At 63.2% G+C, this 22,188-nt stretch carries 22 protein-coding genes and 2 pseudogenes; 19 read left to right on the forward strand and 5 right to left on the reverse strand.

What is annotated here, in order from left to right; all coding sequences use genetic code 11:
- Window positions 1-98 precede the first annotated feature (98 nt).
- Both ABDZ92_RS01515 and ABDZ92_RS01520 read left to right on the forward strand, forming a co-directional pair.
- Window positions 99-965: an SDR family oxidoreductase gene (locus tag ABDZ92_RS01515; RefSeq protein ID WP_125961708.1), complete on the forward strand. Its 867-nt coding sequence runs from the start codon at window positions 99-101 to the stop codon at window positions 963-965.
- A 378-nt stretch (window positions 966-1,343) separates the two neighbouring features.
- Window positions 1,344-1,973 (forward strand): class I SAM-dependent methyltransferase, encoded by a 630-nt coding sequence (locus tag ABDZ92_RS01520; protein ID WP_125961709.1) that lies wholly within the window; start codon window positions 1,344-1,346, stop codon window positions 1,971-1,973.
- Window positions 1,974-2,073: 100 nt separating this feature from the next.
- Here the strand turns inward: ABDZ92_RS01520 and ABDZ92_RS01525 are convergent, their stop codons facing one another.
- Window positions 2,074-2,595 (reverse strand): alkaline phosphatase D family protein, encoded by a 522-nt coding sequence (locus ABDZ92_RS01525; protein WP_343761699.1) that lies wholly within the window; start codon window positions 2,593-2,595, stop codon window positions 2,074-2,076.
- Window positions 2,596-3,010: 415 nt separating this feature from the next.
- On the opposite strand from ABDZ92_RS01525, the gene ABDZ92_RS01530 reads away from it, so the two are divergent.
- From ABDZ92_RS01530 to ABDZ92_RS01540, 3 genes are all read left to right on the forward strand, one after another.
- Window positions 3,011-3,547, forward strand: a complete 537-nt coding sequence (locus ABDZ92_RS01530; RefSeq protein WP_125961711.1) for an RNA polymerase sigma factor — start codon at window positions 3,011-3,013, stop codon at window positions 3,545-3,547.
- Window positions 3,544-4,476: a FecR family protein gene (locus ABDZ92_RS01535; protein ID WP_343761293.1), complete on the forward strand. Its 933-nt coding sequence runs from the start codon at window positions 3,544-3,546 to the stop codon at window positions 4,474-4,476. Before ABDZ92_RS01530 ends, ABDZ92_RS01535 begins: the two co-directional genes overlap by 4 nt.
- A 111-nt stretch (window positions 4,477-4,587) precedes the next feature.
- Complete coding sequence (locus ABDZ92_RS01540) at window positions 4,588-7,596, forward strand: TonB-dependent receptor (protein ID WP_125961713.1); 3,009 nt, start codon at window positions 4,588-4,590, stop codon at window positions 7,594-7,596.
- A gap of 66 nt (window positions 7,597-7,662) precedes the next feature.
- Here the strand turns inward: ABDZ92_RS01540 and ABDZ92_RS01545 are convergent, their stop codons facing one another.
- The 3 genes from ABDZ92_RS01545 to ABDZ92_RS01555 all read right to left on the reverse strand — a co-directional run bounded on the left by ABDZ92_RS01545 (window position 7,663) and on the right by ABDZ92_RS01555 (window position 10,607).
- Complete coding sequence (locus tag ABDZ92_RS01545; RefSeq protein ID WP_272695218.1) at window positions 7,663-8,118, reverse strand: hypothetical protein; 456 nt, start codon at window positions 8,116-8,118, stop codon at window positions 7,663-7,665.
- 128 nt (window positions 8,119-8,246) lie between these two features.
- Window positions 8,247-9,104 (reverse strand): NPP1 family protein, encoded by an 858-nt coding sequence (locus tag ABDZ92_RS01550; protein ID WP_125961715.1) that lies wholly within the window; start codon window positions 9,102-9,104, stop codon window positions 8,247-8,249.
- A 594-nt stretch (window positions 9,105-9,698) separates the two neighbouring features.
- The gene (locus ABDZ92_RS01555) at window positions 9,699-10,607 is read right to left on the reverse strand and encodes a LysR family transcriptional regulator (RefSeq protein ID WP_125961716.1); all 909 of its coding nucleotides are present in this window, start codon (window positions 10,605-10,607) and stop codon (window positions 9,699-9,701) included.
- Between the two features lie 129 nt (window positions 10,608-10,736).
- On the opposite strand from ABDZ92_RS01555, the gene ABDZ92_RS01560 reads away from it, so the two are divergent.
- The 10 genes and pseudogenes from ABDZ92_RS01560 (at window position 10,737) to ABDZ92_RS01605 (ending at window position 18,176) form a co-directional block, all read left to right on the forward strand.
- A complete protein-coding gene (locus ABDZ92_RS01560; protein WP_343761303.1) occupies window positions 10,737-11,522 on the forward strand; it encodes a DJ-1/PfpI family protein in 786 nt (261 codons plus the stop codon).
- A 71-nt stretch (window positions 11,523-11,593) separates the two neighbouring features.
- Entirely contained in the window at window positions 11,594-11,890 is a 297-nt protein-coding gene (locus tag ABDZ92_RS01565) for a putative quinol monooxygenase (RefSeq protein WP_125961717.1), read from the forward strand.
- Between the two features lie 78 nt (window positions 11,891-11,968).
- Window positions 11,969-12,201, forward strand: a pseudogene (locus tag ABDZ92_RS01570) (transposase); the annotation flags it as partial.
- A 427-nt stretch (window positions 12,202-12,628) separates the two neighbouring features.
- Window positions 12,629-13,807: a tyrosine-type recombinase/integrase gene (locus ABDZ92_RS01575; RefSeq protein ID WP_125961718.1), complete on the forward strand. Its 1,179-nt coding sequence runs from the start codon at window positions 12,629-12,631 to the stop codon at window positions 13,805-13,807.
- Window positions 13,808-13,817: 10 nt separating this feature from the next.
- On the forward strand, window positions 13,818-14,612 hold the full coding sequence (locus ABDZ92_RS01580; protein ID WP_125961719.1) for a hypothetical protein: 795 nt from the start codon (window positions 13,818-13,820) through the stop codon (window positions 14,610-14,612).
- 208 nt (window positions 14,613-14,820) lie between these two features.
- Complete coding sequence (locus ABDZ92_RS01585) at window positions 14,821-14,985, forward strand: helix-turn-helix transcriptional regulator (protein ID WP_125961720.1); 165 nt, start codon at window positions 14,821-14,823, stop codon at window positions 14,983-14,985.
- A complete protein-coding gene (locus ABDZ92_RS01590; protein ID WP_125961721.1) occupies window positions 14,982-15,893 on the forward strand; it encodes a hypothetical protein in 912 nt (303 codons plus the stop codon). The genes ABDZ92_RS01585 and ABDZ92_RS01590 overlap by 4 nt, the downstream gene beginning before the upstream one ends.
- A gap of 192 nt (window positions 15,894-16,085) precedes the next feature.
- Window positions 16,086-17,117, forward strand: coding sequence for a hypothetical protein (locus ABDZ92_RS01595; RefSeq protein WP_125961722.1), 1,032 nt, complete (start codon window positions 16,086-16,088; stop codon window positions 17,115-17,117).
- Between the two features lie 512 nt (window positions 17,118-17,629).
- Window positions 17,630-17,752 carry a hypothetical protein gene (locus tag ABDZ92_RS01600; protein WP_272695220.1) on the forward strand — a complete coding sequence of 41 codons (123 nt, stop codon included), beginning with the start codon at window positions 17,630-17,632 and terminating at the stop codon, window positions 17,750-17,752.
- Between the two features lie 76 nt (window positions 17,753-17,828).
- Window positions 17,829-18,176 (forward strand): annotated as a pseudogene (locus ABDZ92_RS01605) (PRC-barrel domain-containing protein).
- 76 nt (window positions 18,177-18,252) lie between these two features.
- Here the strand turns inward: ABDZ92_RS01605 and ABDZ92_RS01610 are convergent.
- A complete protein-coding gene (locus tag ABDZ92_RS01610) occupies window positions 18,253-18,504 on the reverse strand; it encodes a hypothetical protein (protein WP_164521318.1) in 252 nt (83 codons plus the stop codon).
- 321 nt (window positions 18,505-18,825) lie between these two features.
- On the opposite strand from ABDZ92_RS01610, the gene ABDZ92_RS01615 reads away from it, so the two are divergent.
- From ABDZ92_RS01615 to ABDZ92_RS01630, 4 genes are all read left to right on the forward strand, one after another.
- The gene (locus ABDZ92_RS01615; RefSeq protein ID WP_272695278.1) at window positions 18,826-19,518 is read left to right on the forward strand and encodes a Crp/Fnr family transcriptional regulator; all 693 of its coding nucleotides are present in this window, start codon (window positions 18,826-18,828) and stop codon (window positions 19,516-19,518) included.
- Between the two features lie 82 nt (window positions 19,519-19,600).
- Entirely contained in the window at window positions 19,601-20,206 is a 606-nt protein-coding gene (locus tag ABDZ92_RS01620) for a sensor histidine kinase (RefSeq protein ID WP_125961725.1), read from the forward strand.
- 3 nt (window positions 20,207-20,209) lie between these two features.
- Window positions 20,210-20,806, forward strand: coding sequence for a GGDEF domain-containing protein (locus ABDZ92_RS01625; protein WP_125961726.1), 597 nt, complete (start codon window positions 20,210-20,212; stop codon window positions 20,804-20,806).
- A 75-nt stretch (window positions 20,807-20,881) separates the two neighbouring features.
- Window positions 20,882-21,981, forward strand: a protein-coding gene (locus ABDZ92_RS01630) for an IS3 family transposase (protein WP_272695223.1) whose coding sequence is annotated in 2 segments (ribosomal slippage) — window positions 20,882-21,143 and window positions 21,143-21,981 — 1,101 coding nt in all. Because the reading frame shifts where the segments join, the coding sequence is not laid out codon by codon here.
- The last annotated feature ends 207 nt before the right edge of the window (window positions 21,982-22,188 follow it).

Here is a 22,188-nt window from a genome sequence, read left to right on the forward strand (position 1 = left end):
ACCAGTGAGACGCTGCGTCCAGATTGCGCGCCTAGTTGCGCGTCCATGGATCACGCATCTTCGCCTCGTCAGCAAGACCCAGCGAAGGAGCGAATACCATGACCATTCTCGTAATCGGAGCCACCGGCCGCGTCGGCCGCCACCTCGTCGAGCAGCTTGTCCAGCGCGACGCCGCCGTGCGTGTGCTCACCCGCGATCCCGCCAAGGCGTCCTTTCCTGCCAGCGTCGAGGTGGCGCAGGGCGAGCTGCTCGACATCGATGCCGTGCGTTCCGCCTTCGTCGGCGTCCGCACGCTGTTCCTCCTCAACGCCGTCACCGGCGACGAGTTCACCCAGGCGATCGTCACGCTCAATCTGGCGCGCGAAGCCGGGATCGAGCGCGTGGTCTACCTGTCGGTGTTCGACGCCGATCGCGCCGTCAACGTGCCGCATTTCGCGGTGAAGTACGGCGCCGAGCGGATGCTGGAGGCGATGGGCTTCGGCGCCACCATCCTGCGCCCGACCTATTTCATCGACAACGAGGTGATGGTGAAGGATGTGATCCTGAACCACGGGATCTACCCGATGCCGATCGGCGGCAAGGGCGTGGCGATGGTCGACGCCCGCGACATCGCCGAGATCGCCGCGATCGAGCTGATCCGTCGCGACACCGCCGAAGCCGCGCTGCCGATCGAAACGATCAACGTCGTCGGGCCGGACACGCTGACCGGCGAAGCGGTGGCAGCGATCTGGTCGGACGTGCTCGGCCGCCCGGTCGCCTATGGCGGCGACGACCCCAGCGGCTTCGAGGCGAACATGGCGACGTTCATGCCGAAATGGACCGCCTACGAGATGCGGCTTATGGCCGAGCGCTACGTCAGCGACGGCATGATCCCGGAAGCCCGCGACGTCGACCGCCTGACGGCACTGCTGGGCCGCCCGCTTCACAGCTACCGCGAGGCCGCGGCTCGAATCGCTGGCGCCTAGTTCCATGAAGCGTCCACCTGTTGCTGGGATCGTCCGGCAACAGGTGGACCCATAGTCGGCCATTCAGTGCCTCCGTCGCGTCCCCAACATCTGCCATTCGTTCAGGACAGCTCAGCCGGTGGTGACAAATGGCTGCTTCGGTCGTTCGGATTGCGCAGCTGAGCATCCGTGTGTGGGGCGGAAGAGGACGGGCAGCTTAGTGAGCGCAAAGGCCCACATCCGGTCGTTCAGAGGCTCTCGTCCGCTGCTTACAAGCGAACGCTCGTTCATCTAACTGACTAGGCTTTTGCACGATGAGGCTGTCCAGGGCCTCAAAAGGGCTTTTTACGCTCAGAAGACCACGGGCGTGACGCGACATCTGCTCGGAGAACGGCCTTTATGATCAAGGACAAAAACGTGCCGCGCGCGATTCCGCCCATCGTCGATGTCTATCAGCGTCACGGTGCCGCCTGGGCGGCCCTGCGCGGCACCGCTCTCGTGGAGGCAGTGTGGCTGGACCAGTTCGACGCGCTCTTGCCCGCGGGCGGTGCGGTGCTGGACCTGGGCTGCGGCGCGGGCGTGCCGCTCGCTCGCGAGTTGGTGCGGCGAGGCTATGCGGTCACCGGGCTGGACGTCACACCCACCATGCTGGCGCTGTTCCGGCGCAACCTACCCGGCGTCGAGGTGCTGGCAGCCGACATGCGGGAGCTGGCACTGGGGCGGCGCTTCGCCGGCCTGCTTGCCTGGGATAGCTTCTTCCATCTCTCGCCAGAAGACCAACGCAGCATGTTCGCGCGCTTCCAGGCTCACGCCGCACCCGGCGCGGCGCTGATGTTCACCAGCGGCGACGTCGAGGGCGTCGCGATCGGCGAACTTGAGGGCGATCCGCTCTATCATGGCAGCCTAAACGAGGCGGAATACCGGGCGCTGCTGGAGACGCATGGGTTCGATGTGGCCGCGCATGTGGCCCAGGACCCAACCTGTGGCTACCGCACGGTGTGGTTGGCCCGGCAGCGGGACACACCGTAGCCGATACGGGATCGGCTCCGGCCTCAACATTCTGCCCCGGCCTGAAGGCTGGCCTATAAGTGAACGCTCCTGTCGCTCGGCTCGCCTCACCATCGCCTCTTCAGCTTGCGACGATCCCCGGAACACCATGCTCAACCACGAACCGGTGGTTTGTGGTACGCGGGGAGCGCCGATCCGTGACTTGATCGAATGCGATCATGTCGGTCGTCCAACTTTGGGGCGTGAGCGTGCAGATGGAGTAGCCGCGGCGATCCTCCAGCAGCTTCAGGTCGGGATTGCGCGACAGGATGATGTCGTTGCCCGGCAGTGCGCCCGCCCCGTCTCCGCCGGAGGTAGCGGACGTCGTCAGGAACTCGGCGCCCAGCACCGGCCCGTCCTTCCGGCGGAGATTGCCGGCGAAATGCTGGTGGGCGTCCCCGGTCAGCACGACTAGGTTGCGCACCCGCTGATCCGCGATGTGACCGAGCAGACGCTCCCGTGCCGCCGGATAGCCACCCCAGGTGTCCATGCTGAAAATCGGCTCGCGCGCTCCCGGTGCGTTCCCCAGGTCGAGATCCATCATCAGCACCTGCTGGGCGAGCAGGTTCCAGCGACTTCCCGATCGCGCGAGGCCTTGCGCCAGCCAGCGCTCTTACTCCGCTCCGAGCAGGGTGCGCGCAGGATCGCGGGCCATGAGCCGCTCAAACGTTCCCATCGAGGAAAGCAATGACAGATGTCTCCACGGCCGACGTCAGCGCCCGATAGGAGCAGCAAACGACGGTTGCATGACACTCCCAAAGCTTGGCCTCATGAGCCTCTTGAGAAGGCGGCCATCGCCACGGAAAGGTTGCCTCGGAAGCCGGCCTTGGGCGGTCCTGACGCCGAGTGGTTGGTAAAGCTCCTAGCACGCAAGTGGAACGGGGCCGCCAGCGGCGGAGCAGCTGTCACGGGAACTTCATGCGGCCGGCATAGTCGCTGTGCAGCCATCTTTGGCCGGGGGGCAATGATGCTGCGCGCCTGATCGGCGGACGCGGCCTTTGTGGTGGAGGGTCGACGTCATGATCGAAGTGACGGCTATCGGCGAGCGGCCGGCCGCTGCCGTGCACGATGCGGAAATGCGGCGTGCCTTGCACCGCTTCGTCTCGCAGCGGCTTCGTGACCAGGTTGAGGGCGAGGACATCGTCCAAGAAACGTATCTCCGCCTCTACGACTATCGCCGCACGCGCCCGATCGCGGACGCGGCCGCGTTCTGCTTCGCCGTGGCGCGCAACCTGGTGCACGACCATTTCCGCCGTCAGCGGGCGCACCCGCCGGTCGCAGAGCTGGCGGAAGAGATCGCCTGTCCGTTGCCGCGGGCCGAGGAGGTGCTGGACTACCGACAGCGCGTGGACATTCTGGTCCGCGCGCTCAAGGTCATGCCCCCGCTGCGGCGAGAGATCTTCTTGAGGCGCCGCCTGGACGGGGTGCCGAGTGCCGTGGTGGCGACCGATCTTGGCATGCGCCAGGCTTCGGTCGAGAAGCACTGCACGCGCGCGCTTGCCGACCTCCGGCACGCCCTGGAGCGGCGCGGCCTGTCGATCGGAGGCGGGGCATGAGTCGGCGGGAGGCGCTCCGCGAGGCGGCGCACTGGGCGATGCGCGAAGACGAGGCGGTGCTTGCCGAGGCCCCGCCAAGCGCCGCGGCCGACATCCAGCGCGTCCTCGACGATCCGGCGCTGACTGCGGCCTTGTCAGAGATCGCTGCCAGCAGCCGTCTGTCCGATGAGGAGGTCCGCCGGATGCGCGCGCGTGGCAAGCGGGCCGCCGGCGCCGGGATAGTGACGATGCTGGGGCTGGCAGTCGGCTTAGGCACCTGGCAGACGAGCCTGCCCCAGACGCCTGCCGCGGTGAACCAGCATTTTGAAACCGGGCGCGGCGAATACCGGGTCGTCGCGCTCGCCGATGGGACAAAGGTCGAACTCAACGGCGCGACTAGCCTGGACGTCACGTTCGACGGTGGCTTGCGCACCGTGGCGATGAAACGGGGCGAGGCCCGTTTCGACGTCGCGCACGAGCCGAACCGCCCCTTCGTCGTCCGCGCGGGCGACTCCACTACCCGGGTGCTGGGGACGGCGTTCTCGGTCGATATTGCCAGCCAGGCGGTGAAGCTGGCGGTCTATCGCGGCCGCGTCCGCTTCGGCGGTGAGGCCGGCAGCGCCCGCGACGTGGTGGTGCCCGCCGGCTGGCGCTCCAGCTTTGCGCATGGTGCCGCCACTCATCCGACCCGGTTCGATGGCGTTCCGCAGGACTGGCGACGATCCTGGATCGACACCGACAACATGGTGCTTGGCGACTTGGTCGAGGAGCTCAACCGACGCGCCGGGCCGGCGGTCGCGGCCCCGCCCCCGCATCTTGCCGAACTGCCGCTTTCCGGCCGGTTCAAGCTGAACGATGCGGAAGGACTGCTGGGCGCGATCGGGGAGATCTGTGGATTCCGCGTCGCCCGCGAGGAGGACGGGCTGCGGCTGGTGACGGCGCAACCATGACATTGGCGTCACAGAACTGACGCTGCGCTGCAACAAAATTCTTTTGTCCTGATCCCATGCCGCCCTCGTCTTTGCCTCGGAGGCGCCGTTGCGCCGAGTGGAGGGAATGGAATGAAGATCTGGGGGATTTCCAAGGGCGCGCTGGCGATCGCATGTGCGGCGCCGGTGACGGCTCAGGCGCAACCGGTGGCGACGCCGGCAGCCGCCGTGCGCTTCGACATCGGGGCGTCGGATCTGCGGTCGGCGCTGTCGCACTTCTCGCGCGTGACCGGGATGCAAGTGGTGGTGGCACCGGCGATGGTGTCGGGCCGCCGGACGAGCGGCGTTCGCGGCGCCTTTACCACGCGCGCGGCGCTCGACCAGCTGCTGCGCGGCACCAGCCTGGTCGCCTCCGTGCGCGGCGGCGTGGCCATTCTGAAGCCGCAGGCGAACCTGTCGGTCCCGCGGCCCATCCCGGCCGCAGCCGTGCGTCCGGCGCCGGTCGTGCAGGACAGTGCCTCCTATGTATCCGGAGCGTCGGATGAACTGTCGACCGAGGAGGTCGTCGTCACAGGCTTTCGGCAGAGCATCGCCGAGGCGCAGCAGCTCAAGCGCAACGCGGTGGGTGCCGAGGACGATATCGTCGCCACCGACATCGCCGCCTTTCCCGACCTGAACCTGGCGGAATCGCTGCAGCGTATCCCCGGAATCACCATCACCCGCGACAGCGGCGAGGGCCGGCAGATCGCGCTGCGCGGCTTGGGCGCCGACTTCACCCGCACCCAGCTCAATGGCATGGAAGTGCTGGGCAACACCGCGTCGGGTATGGACAATCGCGGTGGCGTCAGCCGGTCGCGCTCATTCGACTACAGCCTCTTCGCGTCGGAGCTGTTCAGCCGCGTCTCCGTACAGAAATCCTATTCGGCCGAGCAGGACGAAGGCGGCATCGCCGGCACGGTGCAACTCACCACCGCCAAGCCGTTCGACTATGACGGTGCCAAGTTCGTCGTGTCGGCCAAGGGGCAGACCAACACCAACACCAGCGGCGTGACGCCGCGCCTGGTGGGCTTGGTGTCCGAACGTTGGGGCGATTTCGGCGCACTGTTCTCGGTCGCGTACAGCCACATCCGAAACAACGAATATGGCTACCGCAACTGGGGCTGGGGCCTCACCAAATATGCGCCGAAGAACATCGCCCCGGGCATTGATGCCGCCACGCGGGCGAACCTCTTGGCGGGCGTTTGGCAGCCGACCGCCCAGTCGCCGTCGAGCTGGTACACGGATCGTCGCCGACTGGGCGTGACGTCCGCGGTTCAATATCATCCGGGCGACCGCTTCAAGATCGATGTCGACCTGCTCTACGGCCGGCTGTGGGATCATCGCGACGGCTATGCAATCGCCAGCGCCGGTGCCAATCCGCTGACCGGCACGTCGATCAACGGCACGCAGATCATCCAGAGCGCGGTGATCGACGACACCAACACCCTGCGCGCGGCGAGCTTCACGGGCATCGACCAGCGTTCCGAGCACCACATCGTCGAGAACCACACCGACTTCTACCAGACGGTCGCCAATGCCGAGTGGAAGCCGACCGACCGGCTGACGATCCACGCGCTCGCCGGCTTCGAGCAGTCCGACTTCGCCCAGCCCGTGTTCGACAAGGTGTTCATGGAGGCCAAGAACATGGCCTTCAGCTATGACACGCGCCCCGACCGGCCGTTCAACACCTATGGCAAGGACCTGACCGATCCGAACAACTGGCAGTTGCAGCGGCTGGACGTCCAGGAGAACGAGATCGTCAACCGCTACACCAACGGCCAGCTTGAGGCGGCCTGGCAGCTGAACGACGCGCTGACGCTAAAGGCGGGCGGCGCGTACAAGCATTTCGTGAACAGCGGCTACACTTGGGCGAACAAGGTGTTCCACAATGTGCCCGGCCTCACCCCGATCCCGAACGACCTGAAGCAGCTGGTCGGGGTCGACACCACGATCCAATATATCGTCGGCAATGTGGACGGCACCTATGCCTATATCGGCGACAAGCGGAACCTGACCGCGGCCAACCTGCAGGCCGGCAGCGATTATCGGGTGGACGAAGAGACCTGGGCCGGGTTCGCGCAGCTCAACCTCGACACGGAGCTCGGCGGCATGCGGCTGCGCGCCAATGCGGGCGTGCGCTACTACTCGACCGACCTGACCTCGTCGGGCAATCTCGCGACCGGCGCCGGCTTCGTGCCGGTGTCGATCCAGAACAACAGCGGCGGCTGGCTGCCCGCCGCCAATGTCGCACTGGACGTGGCGCGCGACGTCGTGCTGCGTGTCAGCGCCAGCCGCAACGTCAACCGGCCCGGCCTCGGTGATCTCGCCGCTGCAGGATCGATCACGACCCGCCCGAACGGCGGCTCGCTCAGCCTGGGCAACCCGTTCCTGAAGCCCTTCAAAGCGACTTCAGTCGAGGGTTCAGCCGAATGGTACATGGACAGCGACGGTTTCGCGTCGGTGGCCTTCTTCTACAAAAGCATGGATAGCTTCATCACCTCGTCATCGCAGCAGATACCTTATGGCGAGACCGGGCTGCCGCTGTCGCTGCTGATCCAGGGCCAGGACGCCAGCACGCCCTATGATGTCAGCCAGCCGATCAACGGCCCCGGCGCCGACATCAAGGGGGTCGAGGTCGCGTTCCAGCATGACTTCACCTTCCTGCCCGGGGCGCTCAAGGACTTGGGCGTGGTCGTGAACGGCACCTGGTTCGATGGGGAACGGACCGCCTTCTACACCACCGGCGGCGTGACGAGCTCACGCGTGCTGCCGCTCGACAACCTATCGAAGTGGGCGTTCAACGCGACGCTCTATTACGAGAACCCGGTTTGGGGCGCCCGCATCTCCAGCGCCTATCGCGACCGCTATCTGACCGGTGCTGGCAACGCGCTCGCGAATTCGGGCGGCGGCATCAAGGCGACCAACAACGTCGACTTCCAGGCGCACGTCAACCTGCTGCCCAACGTCCGCCTGATCGCCGAGGGCATCAACCTGACCAACCAGCCGATCGAGCAATTCTCCAGCCTGCTCGATGCCGAGCGCCGGGAGGTCTACACCACGAGCGGCCGTACCTTCGCGCTCGGGGTTAGCGCGGAGTTCTGAGGCACCCGCAAGGAAGCACCGGAGGACGCCAGGCGTTCTCCGGTGCCTCCGCCTGCCCGGCCCCTTCTATCGGGGTTGCGCAAGCGCCACTGCCAAGCGAATGTGGAAGAGATTGTCGCCCACCTCCTCCATCTGAACGGGACCCAAGGTCCGGTATCCGTCCGCTTGTATCCGCCGGGCGAGGCCGCCGAGCAGCATTTCCTGCCGCTTCTCCAGGAACGCCGTGTCGGTCGGCGGCGGGATCGTTGCCGTGACGCCGCAGCCCTGCGCATCGCAGCCGAACTCGACGTCCGTCAGCAGCGGATAGGCTTCGCGGACATGGCCCACGACCGTGTCTGGCGGGGTCGGCAGCGTCGCTGCCGGCGCGGCCATAGCGGCTCGGGGCTGCGAAAGGCGGGGTGAAGCGGCCGCCGGGCGCTGGATCACGATCCCCTCGACCTCCGCCGGTTCCTCCTCCGACTGCACAAACCAAATCCCGGCGACGACCAGAGCCGCCGCCACCGCCCACCCCAGCATCGGCATGCTACCGCGCTGTTCGCGATGTGCTTGCATCGAAACTCCCAAAAGCAAAGGCTGGCCGGGCGGTTGAACCGTCCGGCCAGCCGATCCGCAACGCATTCGCCGCCGCAATGCTCGCGGCGACGGTCGGCTCAGCAGATGGTCGAGCCGGCCGGGCATCCCGGCGAGTTCGGACCGGAATCGAGGTTCGGATTGAAGCCCGGCGTGATGCCGGTGTTGAGCGCGGCGGCGAGCACGCCCGCGAAGCGCGAGTCCTTGTTGTCGAAATTTGCGCCGCCGAACACATCGCCCGATACGGCGTCGCGCACGCTGCGCGACGGATAGCCGTTCCAGCTGACCAGCGGCTGGATCACCCACCGGCCGGTGCCGTTCTCGGGCGGCTCGTCGCCGTTGTCGGTCTTGGAAAAGCGCCAAAGGTGCGAAAAGCCCCAAGTTTCGTAGTGAAACACCAGCTTTACATGCTCGCCGCTCGCGTCGCTCTGGAAGCGGAGTTGGCCACCGCTGGTAGCACGAGTGTCCCAATCGCCGTGATCGCCGCGCGTGACGCCCACCACTTTGCTGTTCGTGCCCTGGTCGGTCGTCCACACGATGATGGATTCCCAGTCAAAGGCGTGGGAGAAATCCGATTGCCAGAAGTAGCTGTAGACTCGCGCGCAATAGCCGTTGTTGCAGCGCGCGCGCACATAGACGTTGCTGGTCGCCAGATAATTGGGGTTGCGGCAGGAAGCCGGCGGGCGCGTTGCATAGGTCGACGCCCCGCCGCTGACGGCGCCCGAAGCGTTCACCGCCGGAACGTTGAAGCAGACGTCGGTGTCGAAATCGACGGCCGGCTGGAACCGCTTGTCCAACGCCGTCGCCATCTCGGGCAGGGGTGCTACCGGCGCCGGCCAGCCCTGCGCCTGTGCGGCCGATGGCTGCAGCAGGGCGCCAGAAGCGACGAGAGATAGAGAAAAAAGCGACGCCCAGTGGGCATCATCCAAGTTCTTCATGCAAACTCCTCCTTTGCGAGGCGTCGTACGATCACCTCAATAGAAAGAATGCAACGCACTTGTTAAGCCGTCGTGACAATAGACTTCGGGAGTTCTTAATAACCAATCATACCTTGGCGAATCTTATTGTGGATGATTCGACGCCATTTCGCATCTTCGACCATCAACGTAAAAACAGCGCGAAGTTCATTTGGGAACACGTCGCAGGGGCAGCAATCCGCACCCCTGGAGCAAACTCGTCTAGGTTAAAGACGGACTCGCTTGACGGGATGGGACAAAAATATTTTCGGACGCACGGCTCCGCCCACCCATAACAAATCCGCGCAAATCATGACGAGGCCGTTGCCCTTCCTCCCCGGTGGTCAAGCGGCTGAAAAGACCCAATTTCGGTCATTCAGTGCCTGCACGGGTCGTCCAACTTCAGACACTTGATCATGTGTCGAATTGACGCGCTCCGCAGGCGCACGTCGCGCTGGACCGCCTGAGCGGAATTTTCCGGTTCACCCGCTTTCGCTTGTGAAGGCTATTGAGCCGCAGGCAGGCAGCACGACTGTTGCGGCTCCCCTGGCGCCTCGTCCTATCGTTCCGTCGGAATCAGGCCACCGAAAGCTCGTTGGCCGCCACATCAGAAATGAGCGCTCGCAACCAACGGTGGGCGGGATCGTGGCGGTATCGAACATGCCAAGCCATTTCCACGGGGAAGGTTCCAAGGTCGACAGGCGGAGCCAGGACCTTGAGGCGAGGATCGTTTTCCAGCCGTCGGCAGATCAGCTTGGGGAGAGTGGCGCAGTAATCGGTCACCGCCACCATCTCCGCGACGGCGAAGAAGTTGGTTACGGAGATGGCGACGTCGCGTTTCAGCTGCTGCTGGGCCAGTGCCTGGAACAGCCCTGCGCGCATCCGGCCCGGCGGCACGACATTGACGTGCCTCAACGACTCAAACTGATCGCGCGTGATGCCGCCGCCTATGTCAGGATGATCCGCACGGACGATGCAGGCGAGCCCTTCGTCCATCACATGCTGGACGACCAGATTGTCGGGCGGATCGACAATCCGGCCGAGCACCAGAGCCGTCGTGCCGGAGACAACCCCCGTGTCCGTCAGATCGTTGCCATACGGGGTCAGGCGCAGCCTGATGCCGGGCGCCACCTGCTGAAGCCTTGCGACGATCGCCGGCACCAGCACGAACTCGGCATACCCGTTTGGCGCGATCGTCAGCAGCCGCTCCGCCTGCGCAGGATCGAACTCCTGTTGCCCGAGCACAGCGTCATCGAGCCTCGCCAGCGCCTCCGCGATCGCCGGCGCAAGATCCAGCGCGATAGCGGTCGGCTGGATGCCGTAACGCTCGCGCACGAAAAGCTGATCCTTCATCATCAGGCGCAGCCGCGCGAGCGCGTTGGACAGCGCCGGCTGCGTCATGCCGAGCCGCTCGGCGGCGCGGGTCACGCTGCGCTCTTCCATCAGGGCGATGAAGATCGGCAGCAGGTTCAGGTCATACCGCATGTGTTATAGCGTGCGCGGCATATCTTGAATGCACAAGATAAACTTCTGCAATGTCTAGTGCAGCGTCATCTTGCCCTCGCCCCGCAGCGAAGCGGGCGTGAAACGGAGGCTCACATGACCAAGGGTACAGTGCTCGTGACCGGTTCCAACGCGACCCGCATCGAGCTTCAGGGCGGCGGTTCAGCCGTGATCGGGCAATATCTCAACGAAACCGTGGTGCCGGTGCTGGCGCTGATTGATGCCGGCTACGACGTGGTGCTCGCCACGCCCCACGGGACCAAGCCGCACATCGACGTAGCGTCGGACTCGGTCGATCATTTTGGCGGCGACGAAGCTGCTTATAGTCGCGCGAAGACCTTCTTCGCCGATGATCCGACGATGAAACAGGTACGCACGCTGCGCTCGGTAGTGGAGGAAGGGCTGGACCGCCACCTCGGTTTGTTCGTGCCGGGCGGCCACGCCCCCGCCGTCGATCTAATGCAGGACGAGGACATGGGCATGATCCTGCGCCACTTCCATGAGCGCGCAAAGCCGACCGCGCTCCTCTGCCACGGTCCGATCGCGGTCACCGCCGCTCTGCCGCAGGCCCGCGCCTTTCGCACCGCGCTGGTCACCGGAAACAAGGCCGAGGCGGCGGAATACGCCCGCGACTGGGTTTATGCCGGCTATCGAATGACCGTTTTCTCCGCGAGCGAGGAGCACTTCGCCGAGGAGCATCTGCTTCATGGCAAACTGCCCTTCGACATGCCCGCCGCGCTTGAAGCCGCGGGTGGCGTGGTGACCACCAACCCGATCGATTTCGAGCCTAACGTCGTTGTCGACCGCGAGCTGATCACCGGCCAGAACCCGGGTTCGGACCACCGGATCGCCGCCGCCCTGGTGGAAGCGCTCGATCGCCAGCGCACGGGCGCGTGAAGACGCGCCCGACCGGCGGAGCGCTTCGACCGCGCTCCGCCGGCGCAACCCCACTCACAAGGAGCAATTCAATGTCCACTCACGTCAAGATCATGGCCACCCTCGTCCCCAAGCCGGGCAAGGCGGAGGAACTGCGCACCCTCCTCGACGAGATGATCGGGCTGAGCCGCGCCGAGCCCGGCAACCTGCGATATGACCTGTGGCAGGATCAGGTCGTCCCCGCGCGCTTCGTCCTCGACGAGCTCTACGCCGATGCCGATGCCGTCGCCGCGCACCGGGCGACGCCGCACTTTCAACGCTACCTGTCGGTCATCAACGACCTCGCCGAACGCACGTCCGCGGTGCTCACCCCCATCCAGGTCGCCTGAGGTGCCCTTGGGTGCTGAGGTCCGGTGCGCCTCGGGCGCGACTGCCAGAGCGCTACGGCCTCGCGCGCCGTCGCGCCCGCTGACGAGGCTTACAATGCCGACCGCATCCGCGAGCTGATCCAGACCGCGGCACCACGCCCAACATACCGCTCAAGAGCAATCGGCGCTTCAGCAAGCGGCTTTATCGCCAGCGCAACCTGATCGAGAGGTTCTTCTCCAAGCTGAAGCACTTCCGCCGCGTCGGCACCCGCTGCGACGAGCTCGCAGCCGACTTCCTCGCCATGGTCCAGCTCGCCTCAATGCGGCTGTGACTCCGGAACTTATGAGTCTACGCCAAGAGCGAGGCTCTAGCACAGCCGAAGGAACGAAAACTCCGGGGCCGTGCGATCGACAGAAGCACGCTGATGATGAGCTTTGGCTTCAGATGCCAAGCGTTCGCCGCCGTCCGCCTAGGGCCGCTACGAAAGTGGGCATGGCTTGGGCAGCACCGCTGCCGAGTCCAATAAGTCGCTGAAAAAGAGAAAGCTCTGGCGGAGAGGGAGTCCGTAGAAGATCCTCTTCCGCTGACGTTCGCGAACGATCGCAAATGACCGGATAAGCACTTACTTACAATGGCTTGGCGAACTTCGGTGTTGCTCAGCCGTCCGGGTTGGTTCGCGCTTGTTCGCCTAGAGCCAAGTTGAAAGTGGGCATAGAAGTGGGCATGAAACAGGTGGAATTCGAACCCTCTGGAGGCTCATGGCACGCACGTTGAACCAGCTAACCGCACGGGAAGTCGCTTCGCTGAAGGAGCCCGGCCGGCATGCGGACGGGGGCGGATTGTATCTGCGCATCACGTCAGCGGGCGGACGCTCCTGGGTGTTCATGAAAGCATCAAACGGCAAGCGGGCCGAGATTGGCATTGGCGCTGCTGCGTCGGTCAGCCTGGCAACCGCACGTCGGATCGCTGGCGAGATGCGCGAAGCGGTCGCCACCGGAAAGGATCCGCGGAGCGTACTGTCACCAACCGAGGCTCAGAATGAACCAGCCATCCCAACCTTCGGCGCCTTCGCCGAGCAGTATATCAGCAGCGTGGAGGAGGGTTGGAAGAACCCAGTGCATCGTCAGCAGTGGCGGAACAGCCTGCGCGATCATGCCAGCCGCATACGCGACCTGCCCGTCACCGACATCAGCACAGACGACGTGCTCGCGGTGCTGCAGCCGATCTGGCTTCCCAAGGCCGAGACCGCAAAGCGGGTACGCGGTCGTATCGAAAAGATCTTGGACGCTGCCAAGGCTCGCGGCCTCCGCCCACGCGAAAGCATGAACCCGGCAATGCTGCGCGGTCATTTGGCACTTCTGCTGCCGAAGCAATCCAAGCTGCAACGTGGCCACCATCCTGCCCTACCCTTCCGCGAAGCGCCTGTCTTCATGGCCGCCTTGCGGGCACGTCCTGCCCTCGCGGCACGCTGTCTCGAGTTTGTGATCCTGACAGCAGCGCGCAGTGGAGAGGCGCTTGGAGCCACCTGGGGTGAGATCGACTGTCACCAGAAGCTCTGGACGATACCGGCCTCACGAATGAAAGCAGGCGCCGAGCACATCGTCCCGCTCTCCGACGCGGCCATGGCCCTTCTGCAGTCGATCAGACCCGATGCAATGAACCCGAGCGAGCCGATCTTCGCAATAGCCGGAGCCGCTCGATCCAACATGGCTATGACCATGTTGCTGCGTCGAATGGGTTATGGACACGTGACGACGCATGGCTTCCGCAGCACCTTTCGTGATTGGGCCGGTGACACCACAACCTACCCCCGCGAGATTGTGGAGCAGGCACTCGCCCACACCATCCAGAACAAGGCTGAACGCGCGTATCGCCGCGGCACTGCCGTTGATCGCCGGCGCCAGCTAATGCACGACTGGGCCGGGTATCTTAAATAGGACAACCGCGTTGAGCACCGAGGAACCGAAGAAGAAACCTCTTAGCTTGGAAAGGGCGCTGCCCCCCAGCCAGGTTATAAAGCAGTATGGCGGCCTGAATGGAGGGCCTGTTCACGCTCGCGAGATCATTGCGCTTTCCCTCAGAGAGGGAACCATTCGCGCCCGAGCGGCAAAACGATGGGAATCGTCGGAAGAGACTTTGCATGCGGCTTGGAAGACGGAGCCCGAAACCGAAACCCCGCTGCGCCAAATTCGGATTACAAAGGAGCACAAAGTACCAAGGGCCGTCTGGCGCAAGTCTGTCTGCTGGCACGACGACGTAGCCGGATGGGACTTTAGGACTGGCAGACTCTACGTCACTACATCGCTACATCCTACCAGACGAATCTTAATGCGACGCGTTCGACTCAACAGCGCAGATGTGAAGAAAGTTATGGTTCCTGGATCTCTTAGCTTAGGAGCTGGCTCGTTCAGTAATTTAAAGAGCCTCGAACAGTGGAGAATTTTTTGGCACGAGCTGTTCTTACTGGCCACGAACAATGGAGACCTTGCCAAGCAATCACGGCTTGCAACTATCACATCAGATCAGAAGGTTCTTGCTGAAATAGATTCCATATTGAGTAAGGAATATGGATTTTGGCAGGATAACCCAAACACCGTTGATGAAGAGATTGCGTCTATAGTTGCCTCACGTAGCGTACTAAGCTTAGCTGATTCCACAGTCCTAGACGAGATAAAGGCTTTGCGGCAGACTTTGAAGCTGAAGCGAGCGTACAAGACTGCGAAGAGCAAGCCGGCCACGTGAGCCGCTTACGTCCCCCGGACACGAGAATCGCTCCAAGGATCTGAGCGGCCGCACTTTGGGGGTAGCAGCTGCTCCCCCAAAAAGGGCTTCGAGCTTCAGAACCGCGATATTGGGGGACAGAACCCGCCGGGTATTTTGACCTGCGAATCTGCGTAGATGCCCTTCCCCAGCTCGGCCGCCGGTCGAGTGGCCCACTGGGGATTTCAGAATGTTTGATTACATTTCAATAAAGGAAGCGTGTGCGGAAACACACCTTTCCAAAACTACCTTGTACAAGCTCATGGCGGAAAACCGGCTGCGCAGGCTTAAAGTCGGCCGTAAGACCTATCTTTCTGTTGCGGAACTCAAGGCTCTTTTCGGAGGTGAGAAGTGAGCAATAAGAAGGGTCTGAACCGCAACGAGGGTGCTGCTGCAGGCGCGACGGCCCCTGGTAAGCGGGATCCGCTGGCAGATATCCTGGCGGCGTCGCCTGAGATGACCAGCATAGCGAAGAGCCTATATCACAGCGGCAGTTCAAGGCTTTCCTTCGCGCCAGTCGGGAGTGAGCATGCCATCGCGACGATGACAACTGAGGTTTCTCGATTGGCTTGCGAACTCGTGCGCGACGGCCGCCTACAAAGCATCGCTATTCAGAGCCGCTACAATGGCAGCTTGGACAGCCGACAGTCGCATCTCCAACTTGACATCAGAAAACTTTCAAAATTTCACACCTCGGCAAAGAAGATCGCCCCTAATTCGCTGTCGCGCGTGATCACAGCCATTGGCCCCTCCAGCATTGAGGGGGAAGCGTACAGCGCCTTTGCGGTCTTCATGACGCTGATATTGGAACTCGACGGCGAGCAAAGCCGCCCCGTTCTCCCCGACGTGCGTTCTGGTGCTGAACCGCTAGGCCCTCGCCCAGCGCTTCGAACCGAACGTTGCGACAATCCCGACGAGCGAACCGCCCGCGGAGTCGTCGAACGGTTCATGCAGGCGCACAAGCTGCTGCGGGCCGATGTAAGCCAGCTTGCCAAGCAGCTACGCATGATACCGTTCAAGGAGCATGCGCAAGCACGCCACCTTGCCACGCTCCAGATGGACGTCTTGCTGCCCCTTAGCAAAGCCTTCTTCGGGGCAGGCATGGGTGAGACGATTCTGCGGATGGCGTCAGCCGCGCCGCTCGCCGAAGCGCGCAACATTAAAAAATCGGAGGGATCGATGAGCCGCGAATATGTTCAGCATGTCATGTGGCTCGACGCGCTGAATAACTGCCGGCCAGCACCACCCTTCATCAACCTGTAAACGGCAGTCGCCGGACTGGTATCCTGTGACCAGTCCGGCGACACCCCTGCCCTGCTCGAACTCAGTTACGGCAGCGGGCAGCCTGTAACCCACCCCCTCCCCAGGTAATACCCCTCCCCAGCCTACCCAGCTTATAGGTTGGTGGGGTCTAGCGGGTCATTGCCAGGGTTCTCTTCATGGATCCCGTACCACATGTCTTTCCTCGAAGCTCGTTTGAGGGCGCGACGCGCTGCGCGCGCCAAATTCGACTCATTCCATCAAAAAGTTGCGCGTGGGTTGGCGTACTACGTACCACCGCGCCAAGACGGACACGTCCTGCACTTCTCGAAACCAGATAATCCGCCGTACGGCTTTTTGCCGCTGGCCAACATGCAGGTCCGGCGGGCCGCCACCTACATCCTGATCGACAAGATGCTGGAACAATACCGGCGTGTGCGCCGGGACCCCGACGTGCGGGCGTTTCTCGCCACCTTTGCCTGGAACGCAGGCCTCACCCCCATCACCGCACCAGAGATCGACCTAGAAGCCATGGAGAGGTCCGTTCGTCGCCAGCTCAACCGCCTTGGTCTGAATGCCGTATGCGCATTCGACATCGACGTATTCAGCAGGCCGTTCGACGGCGAGCAGACACGCTACCTCCATTTTCACGTGCACGCGTTGTGTTGGACGCGAGATCCCAAGTTCCAACCTCGCAACAGCGCTGAGAAGCTCTGTAGCAGCCGGGCCTTCCCGAACCGCATCGGGGTGCCCAGCGTGACGTTTCGCTCCCGCGCAGAATCCGCTGCGCAGTTCGCCGGCTTTCAACGCGCGCTCCCGAATCAGGATCAAACCGCGGCTTCTATGGCGATGCTGGCCCAGTACATCCTCAAAGATACCTGCGTCTCCAAAAACCGATATCGAGGCCGTGACGGCCGGATGCGCACGCGACCCGAGGCTGGACGTTTCACGCCCACGGTCGCGCTGCGCTTCGCGGAGATTTATTCTCAGATATCTCCGTACGACGCCGTGTTTGCGGTAGGCCCGGAAGCCAGCATGATCACCGCCGCCTACGGCGCCCGACTGCGCAGGTGGGAACGCCGCAATCGTGAGCACGGGGAGCAGTGCGACGAGCACAGGCTGATGGCTGCCTGGGCACGCTACTTCGACCTGCACCCCGAGCTTGAATTTGCCCCCAGCAGCATCCACCAGCGTCGGCACACGCTGGCAGCCTCGTCCACCTGCTAACCCCAACTTTGGCAGGCGTCGTGCCGGTGGTGTCGACGCCTGCTCGCAAGTGAGGGTCGGCAGTCGCTATGTCGGGAGCGCCAGCTGCAGCTAAGGCCTCGTTTGGCGGTCCACGGGATGTTCGTTGTACCTCCGCGATAGCTGCTCTCCGCGCGAGAGAGATAGCATTGGCGATGGGAAGCGAATCGACCGCTTCGGGGCGCCGAGCTTACTTCCCCGGCCTTAGCCTGGGCCCGAGAGCAACGGCTGCTATGCGCCCCAAACTCAGTCGTTCAGGCACGGCCTGCCTGCTCCCAAAAAGCCGCCGTTCATTGATCTTGCTTGAGCAACGGCTTGAGCGACCGACTCTGAGGGCATTGCCGTCAGGCAGCTATCGGGCGCCTCGGTGCGGATAGCTGACGTACGCGGACCTTTCCTGCGCATTGTTTCCTGAACGGGTTGATGAACGTTGCCCCGCGGAAAGGACCGGCTCTGAGCGGCCCTAATTCCGCCGTCCGGTAAACGGCCGTTTGATGAACAACGGCGACGCCGTTGCCGAGATCGCGGCAGCTTCAACCTACGAAGCGCCGCTGACGACTCTGCGCAGCGACGAACAACGTTCCACGCCGAGCCGGCGACGCTATCCGTCTGTCTGATCCAGGCATCCTCTCGGCCACAACACCGGATATTCGGGACCGGCTCCTTCGTTTTCCTCATGGGAGGAGATTGCAAATGGCAAACACCAACATCGCGACCGACGAAGCCGATCGACTAATCGCCTCGGACAAGATCGAGGGCACCGCTGTCTACAACCGCAACGGTGACAAGATTGGCTCAGTCTACAACTTCATGGTCGACAAGCGCTCGGGCAAGGTCGAATACGCCGTCCTATCCTTCGATGGCTTCTCGGCATAGGCGAAGACTATCATCCGCTACCCTCGGACCAACTCACCTATGATACCGAGAAGGGAGGCTATGTGGTCGATCTGACCAAAGAAGTGCTCGGAGGCGGTACGCGTTACAGGGTAGGACAAGACGACGTTGGACCGTGCCGATCGCCGGGAGGTCTTTGGCTATTAAGGGTCGGACTACCTATTGATACGGTATGAGCGGCGGGAAACCGCCGCCCAGCACTTCATGCTGCGTGAGCCGGTATCTACTCAGCCGATGCCTTTCCGGTCCTGATCGATAACTTGGGACGCGACCGAGGACCTTCACCGCTTGGAAGGTGTCTGTCCTGCTTTACCGCAATGCCTTCCAGCCGGGCTCTCAGCTCGCGCGCCTGCGCGTTATATTCGATCGCCAACAGCCTGTGCGCGGAGGCCGCCTCGATTGAACGGGCGGACACCGCCGCGGCGGTTTCGTCGCGGGCGCGCCGCTCGTAATATTCGAGATTCTCCTTGCTCACATACCTCTCCATCCCGCTTGCATCTCACCGGGAAAAGGACCGGCGGATGTCCGACCCGCGCACCCGAACGCAAGCTGCGGTGCTTCCTGCCGGCTCTCTTGGGTAGTGCCCTGCCACCGATATAGGTCCGGGTCGGCTTCGATGAAGGTTGGCGGCTTGAAGTGTCGGCTACCTGACAGTTGGCTGACAGCATGTTCCACTGACCCCTCCCATTTTGTATCGCTTACGTTACCAGTTCCAGGCGACATGCCGCAGGGGTTTTCAGGGGGATGTTCGTTGAGTTCGCGTGAAGCTTTTAGTTCCAACCTTCTTTTGACGCTGATGGAGGATGATGATCTTGCACTGCTGCAGCCGCACCTGACGCGGGTAGAGCTGGGCCGAGGCCAGAAACTCGTCGTTGCCGGCGAACCGATCGAGCATATTTATTTCCCCGAGGGAGGGGTCGCGACCGTTGTCTCGACGTTGCCGGGGAGCGGCAGTGCTGAGGTGGGCATCTTCGGCCGGGACGGCCTTTCGGGCTTCTGCGCGATGATGGGTGCTGAGAGTTCGCCGTACGATACGATCGTGCAGGTTGACGGAGCAACCGGCCTTCGTGCGGATACCGCGACGCTCACCGAGCTGACGGAGCAGAGTCCAAGCCTGCGCTCGTTGCTCGCGCGCTACGTGCAGAGTTTCATCGTCCAGTTGGCGCATGGCATCGTCTGCCATGTTCACCACCGGATCGAGGCCCGCGTCGCGCGCTGGCTCCTCATGTGTCACGACCGGATTGACGGCGACGAAATCATGCTGACGCATGATTTTATCTCAATGATGGTCGGCGCCCAGCGCACCAGCATCACGGTCTCCCTGCATATTCTCGAAGGTGTCGGCATGATCCGCGCGCAGCGGGGCCGGGTAACGATCACCGATCGCGAGAAGCTCGAAGATATTGCTGGCGAGGCCTATGGCCTTCCGGAAGCCGAATATCGTCGCCTGCTGGGGCCTCTCGGCAAAACCGCCGCCCGACCTTCCTAACGGCAATGGGCGCTAGCGTACGAAGATACAGGCCGAGCGCCACGGCTGCAGTCGACAAACCTGCAAATTTGAAAGGCGGGCGATGATAGATTCCGGCGAGGTTCGGCTGCGGGAGCTGGAGCACCGGTTCAGGAACATTCTGACCGTCGTGCGTTCGATCGTGAGCCAGAGCCTGCAATCCGCGGACTCCCTGGAGGACGCCAGAGCAACGATCGACGACCGCCTTGCCGCGCTGGGCGGCGCGATCGAGCATCTGCTGTCGCATCAATGGCAGGCCGCCCCGCTGCCCGCACTGGCGGAACAGGCGGTCGCACATTTCTCCCCCTATGCGGAGCGGGTGCATCTCGACGGCCCGACCTTCATCATTGGTCCCAGGGCTGCGATGACGCTCACCCTCGTGTTCCACGAGCTGGCGACGAACGCGATAAAATATGGCGCGCTGTCCGGCGAAGCAGGAATCGTCGATCTGGCATGGAAGGTGCTCGGATCGGGTAATGAGGCGCAACTATGGATTCAGTGGGCGGAGCGCGGCGGCCCGCCTGTAGTCCAGCCCAAGCGGCAGGGGTTTGGAAGCCGGCTGATCTGCACCGCCGCGAGCCGCAGCCTGCGGGGCCACGCGGAACTGGACTTCCCTGTAACCGGCGTCACTTGGACGCTGATCGCACCATTGGCGGCGATCGGCGCCTGATCCATGATGCGACATCTCCCCATCGGCCGGCTGGCTGAACGGCTGGAAGCGTGGCCGGCCTGGCAGGCGTGGCTCACCATCATCGCGGCAGCTGCCGCCCTCGCTTCCGTGGATCATGCGAACCCCGGTATCGGCATGGGGCCGCTCTACGTCCCGCTGATCTGCGCCGCGGGCTGGTCGCTGGGCGAGCGCCAAGCTTACCTAGTCGCGGTCGCCGCCGCCATCCTGTCCATCAGCTCCTATCTTGGTGGATACGGTGATCAGCGCCCCGTACCCCTCGGGGTAGAGGTGCTGATACGCCTCAGCTCCTACATCTTAATCGCCGTCATCATCAGCAGCTTTCGACGCTCCTTCAATCGCGAACGCTTCATGGCGCGTCGCGATCTGATGACGGGAGCGATGAACAAGGCAGCATTCGAACGGCACGCAGAAAAGCTGCTCCGCACCGCCTGTGCTGCCGGCAGGACCATGCTCCTCGCGACGATCGACCTCGATGACTTCAAGGCGCTCAACGATCAGCAAGGCCATGCTGCCGGCGACGCGGCGCTCCGCGCCTTCGCCGCGGGAGCGGCCGGCGTGCTCCGGCGTCAGGTGACCTGAGCCCTACGGATTGGTCCATTCTTTGTGAGAGATTCCCGGTTAGGTTTGGCAGGTGCCGGACGAGGGAATCCGCCGATGAAGAAGTCGAGGTTCAGCGAGCAGCAGATAGCGTTCATCCTCAAGCAGGCCGAGGATGGAACAACCGTCGAGGAGGTTTGCCGAAAGGCCGGCATATCAATCCAGACCTACTATCGATGGCGTAGCAAATACGGAGGGCTGATGCCGTCGGAGATGAAGCGCCTGAAGGTGCTGGAGGAGGAGAACGTCCGGCTGAAGCGGCTGGTGGCCAACCTCAGCCTGGACAAAGAGATGCTGCAGGATGTCATCCGCCGAAAAATGTAGGGCCTGGTCGAGCCCGGGAGATCGTCGGCTATTTGCAGGCGAGCTACCAGGTTAGCGAACGGCGAGCCTGCGGCGCGTTTCCGATCAATCGATCGACCCAGCGCTATCAGTCCCGCCGCCTCGATCAGGCCGGCCTCAAGATGCGGATCAAGGAGTTGGCTGCGACCCGTGTTCGCTACGGGTATCGACGCATCCATGTGCTGCTCCGACGGGAGGGCTGGGAGATCAACCACAAGCGCACTCATCGGCTGTATCGCGAACTCGGGCTGCAGCTGCGCAACAAGACACCCAAGCGCAAGGTGAAAGCAAAGCTGCGCGATGACCGGACGCCGGCGACGGCACCCAACGAGTGCTGGTCGATGGATTTCCTGTCGGACCAGCTGTTCGACGGGCGCAAGATCCGCGTGCTGTCGATCGTCGACAACTTCACCCGTGTGTCGCCAGCGCTTGACGTGCGGACAAGCTACCGCGGATCTGACGTGGTCGAGACGCTCGACCGCATTGCCGCGGCACACGGTCGTCCCAAGCGCGTTCGTCTGGATAATGGCCCGGAATTCATCTCGAAGGATCTCGACCTGTGGGCGTACCAGCATGATGTGGTGCTGGACTTCAGCAGGCCTGGAAAGCCGACCGAAAATGCGTTCGCGGAGGCGTTCAACGGCCGGGTGCGGGCCGAATGCCTCAACGCATACTGGTTCTTGAGCCTGGACGACGCACGGGTAAAATGTGAGGCGTGGCGGCGCGATTACAACGAGCACCGTCCGCATAGCTCCCTCGGCAACCAGACCCCGATGGAGCGCGCTTTTTCGTCAGGGCAGGCATGCCTGCCCTGACGAAAAGAGAGCCGGTTTTCTCATAAAGACCGGGCCAGAGACGGGGTGAGGCTCACCTCGATCCAGACTGTCATAGTCGATGGACCACTCAGAAGGGGGCAGCTCAAGGCCGCCACGGTCGACCGGGTGGTTGTTATAGCCACCCTCACGCGCGATCACCTCGTCGACCAGCTGGGTCGCCGTCTTTGGCATGGTTCGTCCTTTTCG

Source organism: Sphingomonas molluscorum (genome assembly GCF_039522995.1).
GTDB classification, from domain to species: domain Bacteria; phylum Pseudomonadota; class Alphaproteobacteria; order Sphingomonadales; family Sphingomonadaceae; genus Sphingomonas; species Sphingomonas molluscorum.

What these genes read in the sequence shown, in the direction of transcription:
- ABDZ92_RS01625 (WP_125961726.1), top strand. Translation starts at nt 20,210, where the DNA reads ATGATGCGACATCTCCCCATCGGCCGGCTGGCTGAACGGCTGGAAGCG.
- ABDZ92_RS01540 (WP_125961713.1), top strand. Translation starts at nt 4,588, where the DNA reads ATGAAGATCTGGGGGATTTCCAAGGGCGCGCTGGCGATCGCATGTGCG.
- ABDZ92_RS01595 (WP_125961722.1), top strand. Translation starts at nt 16,086, where the DNA reads ATGTCTTTCCTCGAAGCTCGTTTGAGGGCGCGACGCGCTGCGCGCGCC.
- ABDZ92_RS01535 (WP_343761293.1), top strand. Translation starts at nt 3,544, where the DNA reads ATGAGTCGGCGGGAGGCGCTCCGCGAGGCGGCGCACTGGGCGATGCGC.
- ABDZ92_RS01530 (WP_125961711.1), top strand. Translation starts at nt 3,011, where the DNA reads ATGATCGAAGTGACGGCTATCGGCGAGCGGCCGGCCGCTGCCGTGCAC.
- ABDZ92_RS01545 (WP_272695218.1), bottom strand. Translation starts at nt 8,118, where the DNA reads ATGCCGATGCTGGGGTGGGCGGTGGCGGCGGCTCTGGTCGTCGCCGGG.
- ABDZ92_RS01520 (WP_125961709.1), top strand. Translation starts at nt 1,344, where the DNA reads ATGATCAAGGACAAAAACGTGCCGCGCGCGATTCCGCCCATCGTCGAT.
- ABDZ92_RS01620 (WP_125961725.1), top strand. Translation starts at nt 19,601, where the DNA reads ATGATAGATTCCGGCGAGGTTCGGCTGCGGGAGCTGGAGCACCGGTTC.
- ABDZ92_RS01555 (WP_125961716.1), bottom strand. Translation starts at nt 10,607, where the DNA reads ATGCGGTATGACCTGAACCTGCTGCCGATCTTCATCGCCCTGATGGAA.
- ABDZ92_RS01565 (WP_125961717.1), top strand. Translation starts at nt 11,594, where the DNA reads ATGTCCACTCACGTCAAGATCATGGCCACCCTCGTCCCCAAGCCGGGC.
- ABDZ92_RS01575 (WP_125961718.1), top strand. Translation starts at nt 12,629, where the DNA reads ATGGCACGCACGTTGAACCAGCTAACCGCACGGGAAGTCGCTTCGCTG.
- ABDZ92_RS01585 (WP_125961720.1), top strand. Translation starts at nt 14,821, where the DNA reads ATGTTTGATTACATTTCAATAAAGGAAGCGTGTGCGGAAACACACCTT.
- ABDZ92_RS01515 (WP_125961708.1), top strand. Translation starts at nt 99, where the DNA reads ATGACCATTCTCGTAATCGGAGCCACCGGCCGCGTCGGCCGCCACCTC.
- ABDZ92_RS01550 (WP_125961715.1), bottom strand. Translation starts at nt 9,104, where the DNA reads ATGAAGAACTTGGATGATGCCCACTGGGCGTCGCTTTTTTCTCTATCT.
- ABDZ92_RS01600 (WP_272695220.1), top strand. Translation starts at nt 17,630, where the DNA reads ATGAACAACGGCGACGCCGTTGCCGAGATCGCGGCAGCTTCAACCTAC.
- ABDZ92_RS01615 (WP_272695278.1), top strand. Translation starts at nt 18,826, where the DNA reads ATGGAGGATGATGATCTTGCACTGCTGCAGCCGCACCTGACGCGGGTA.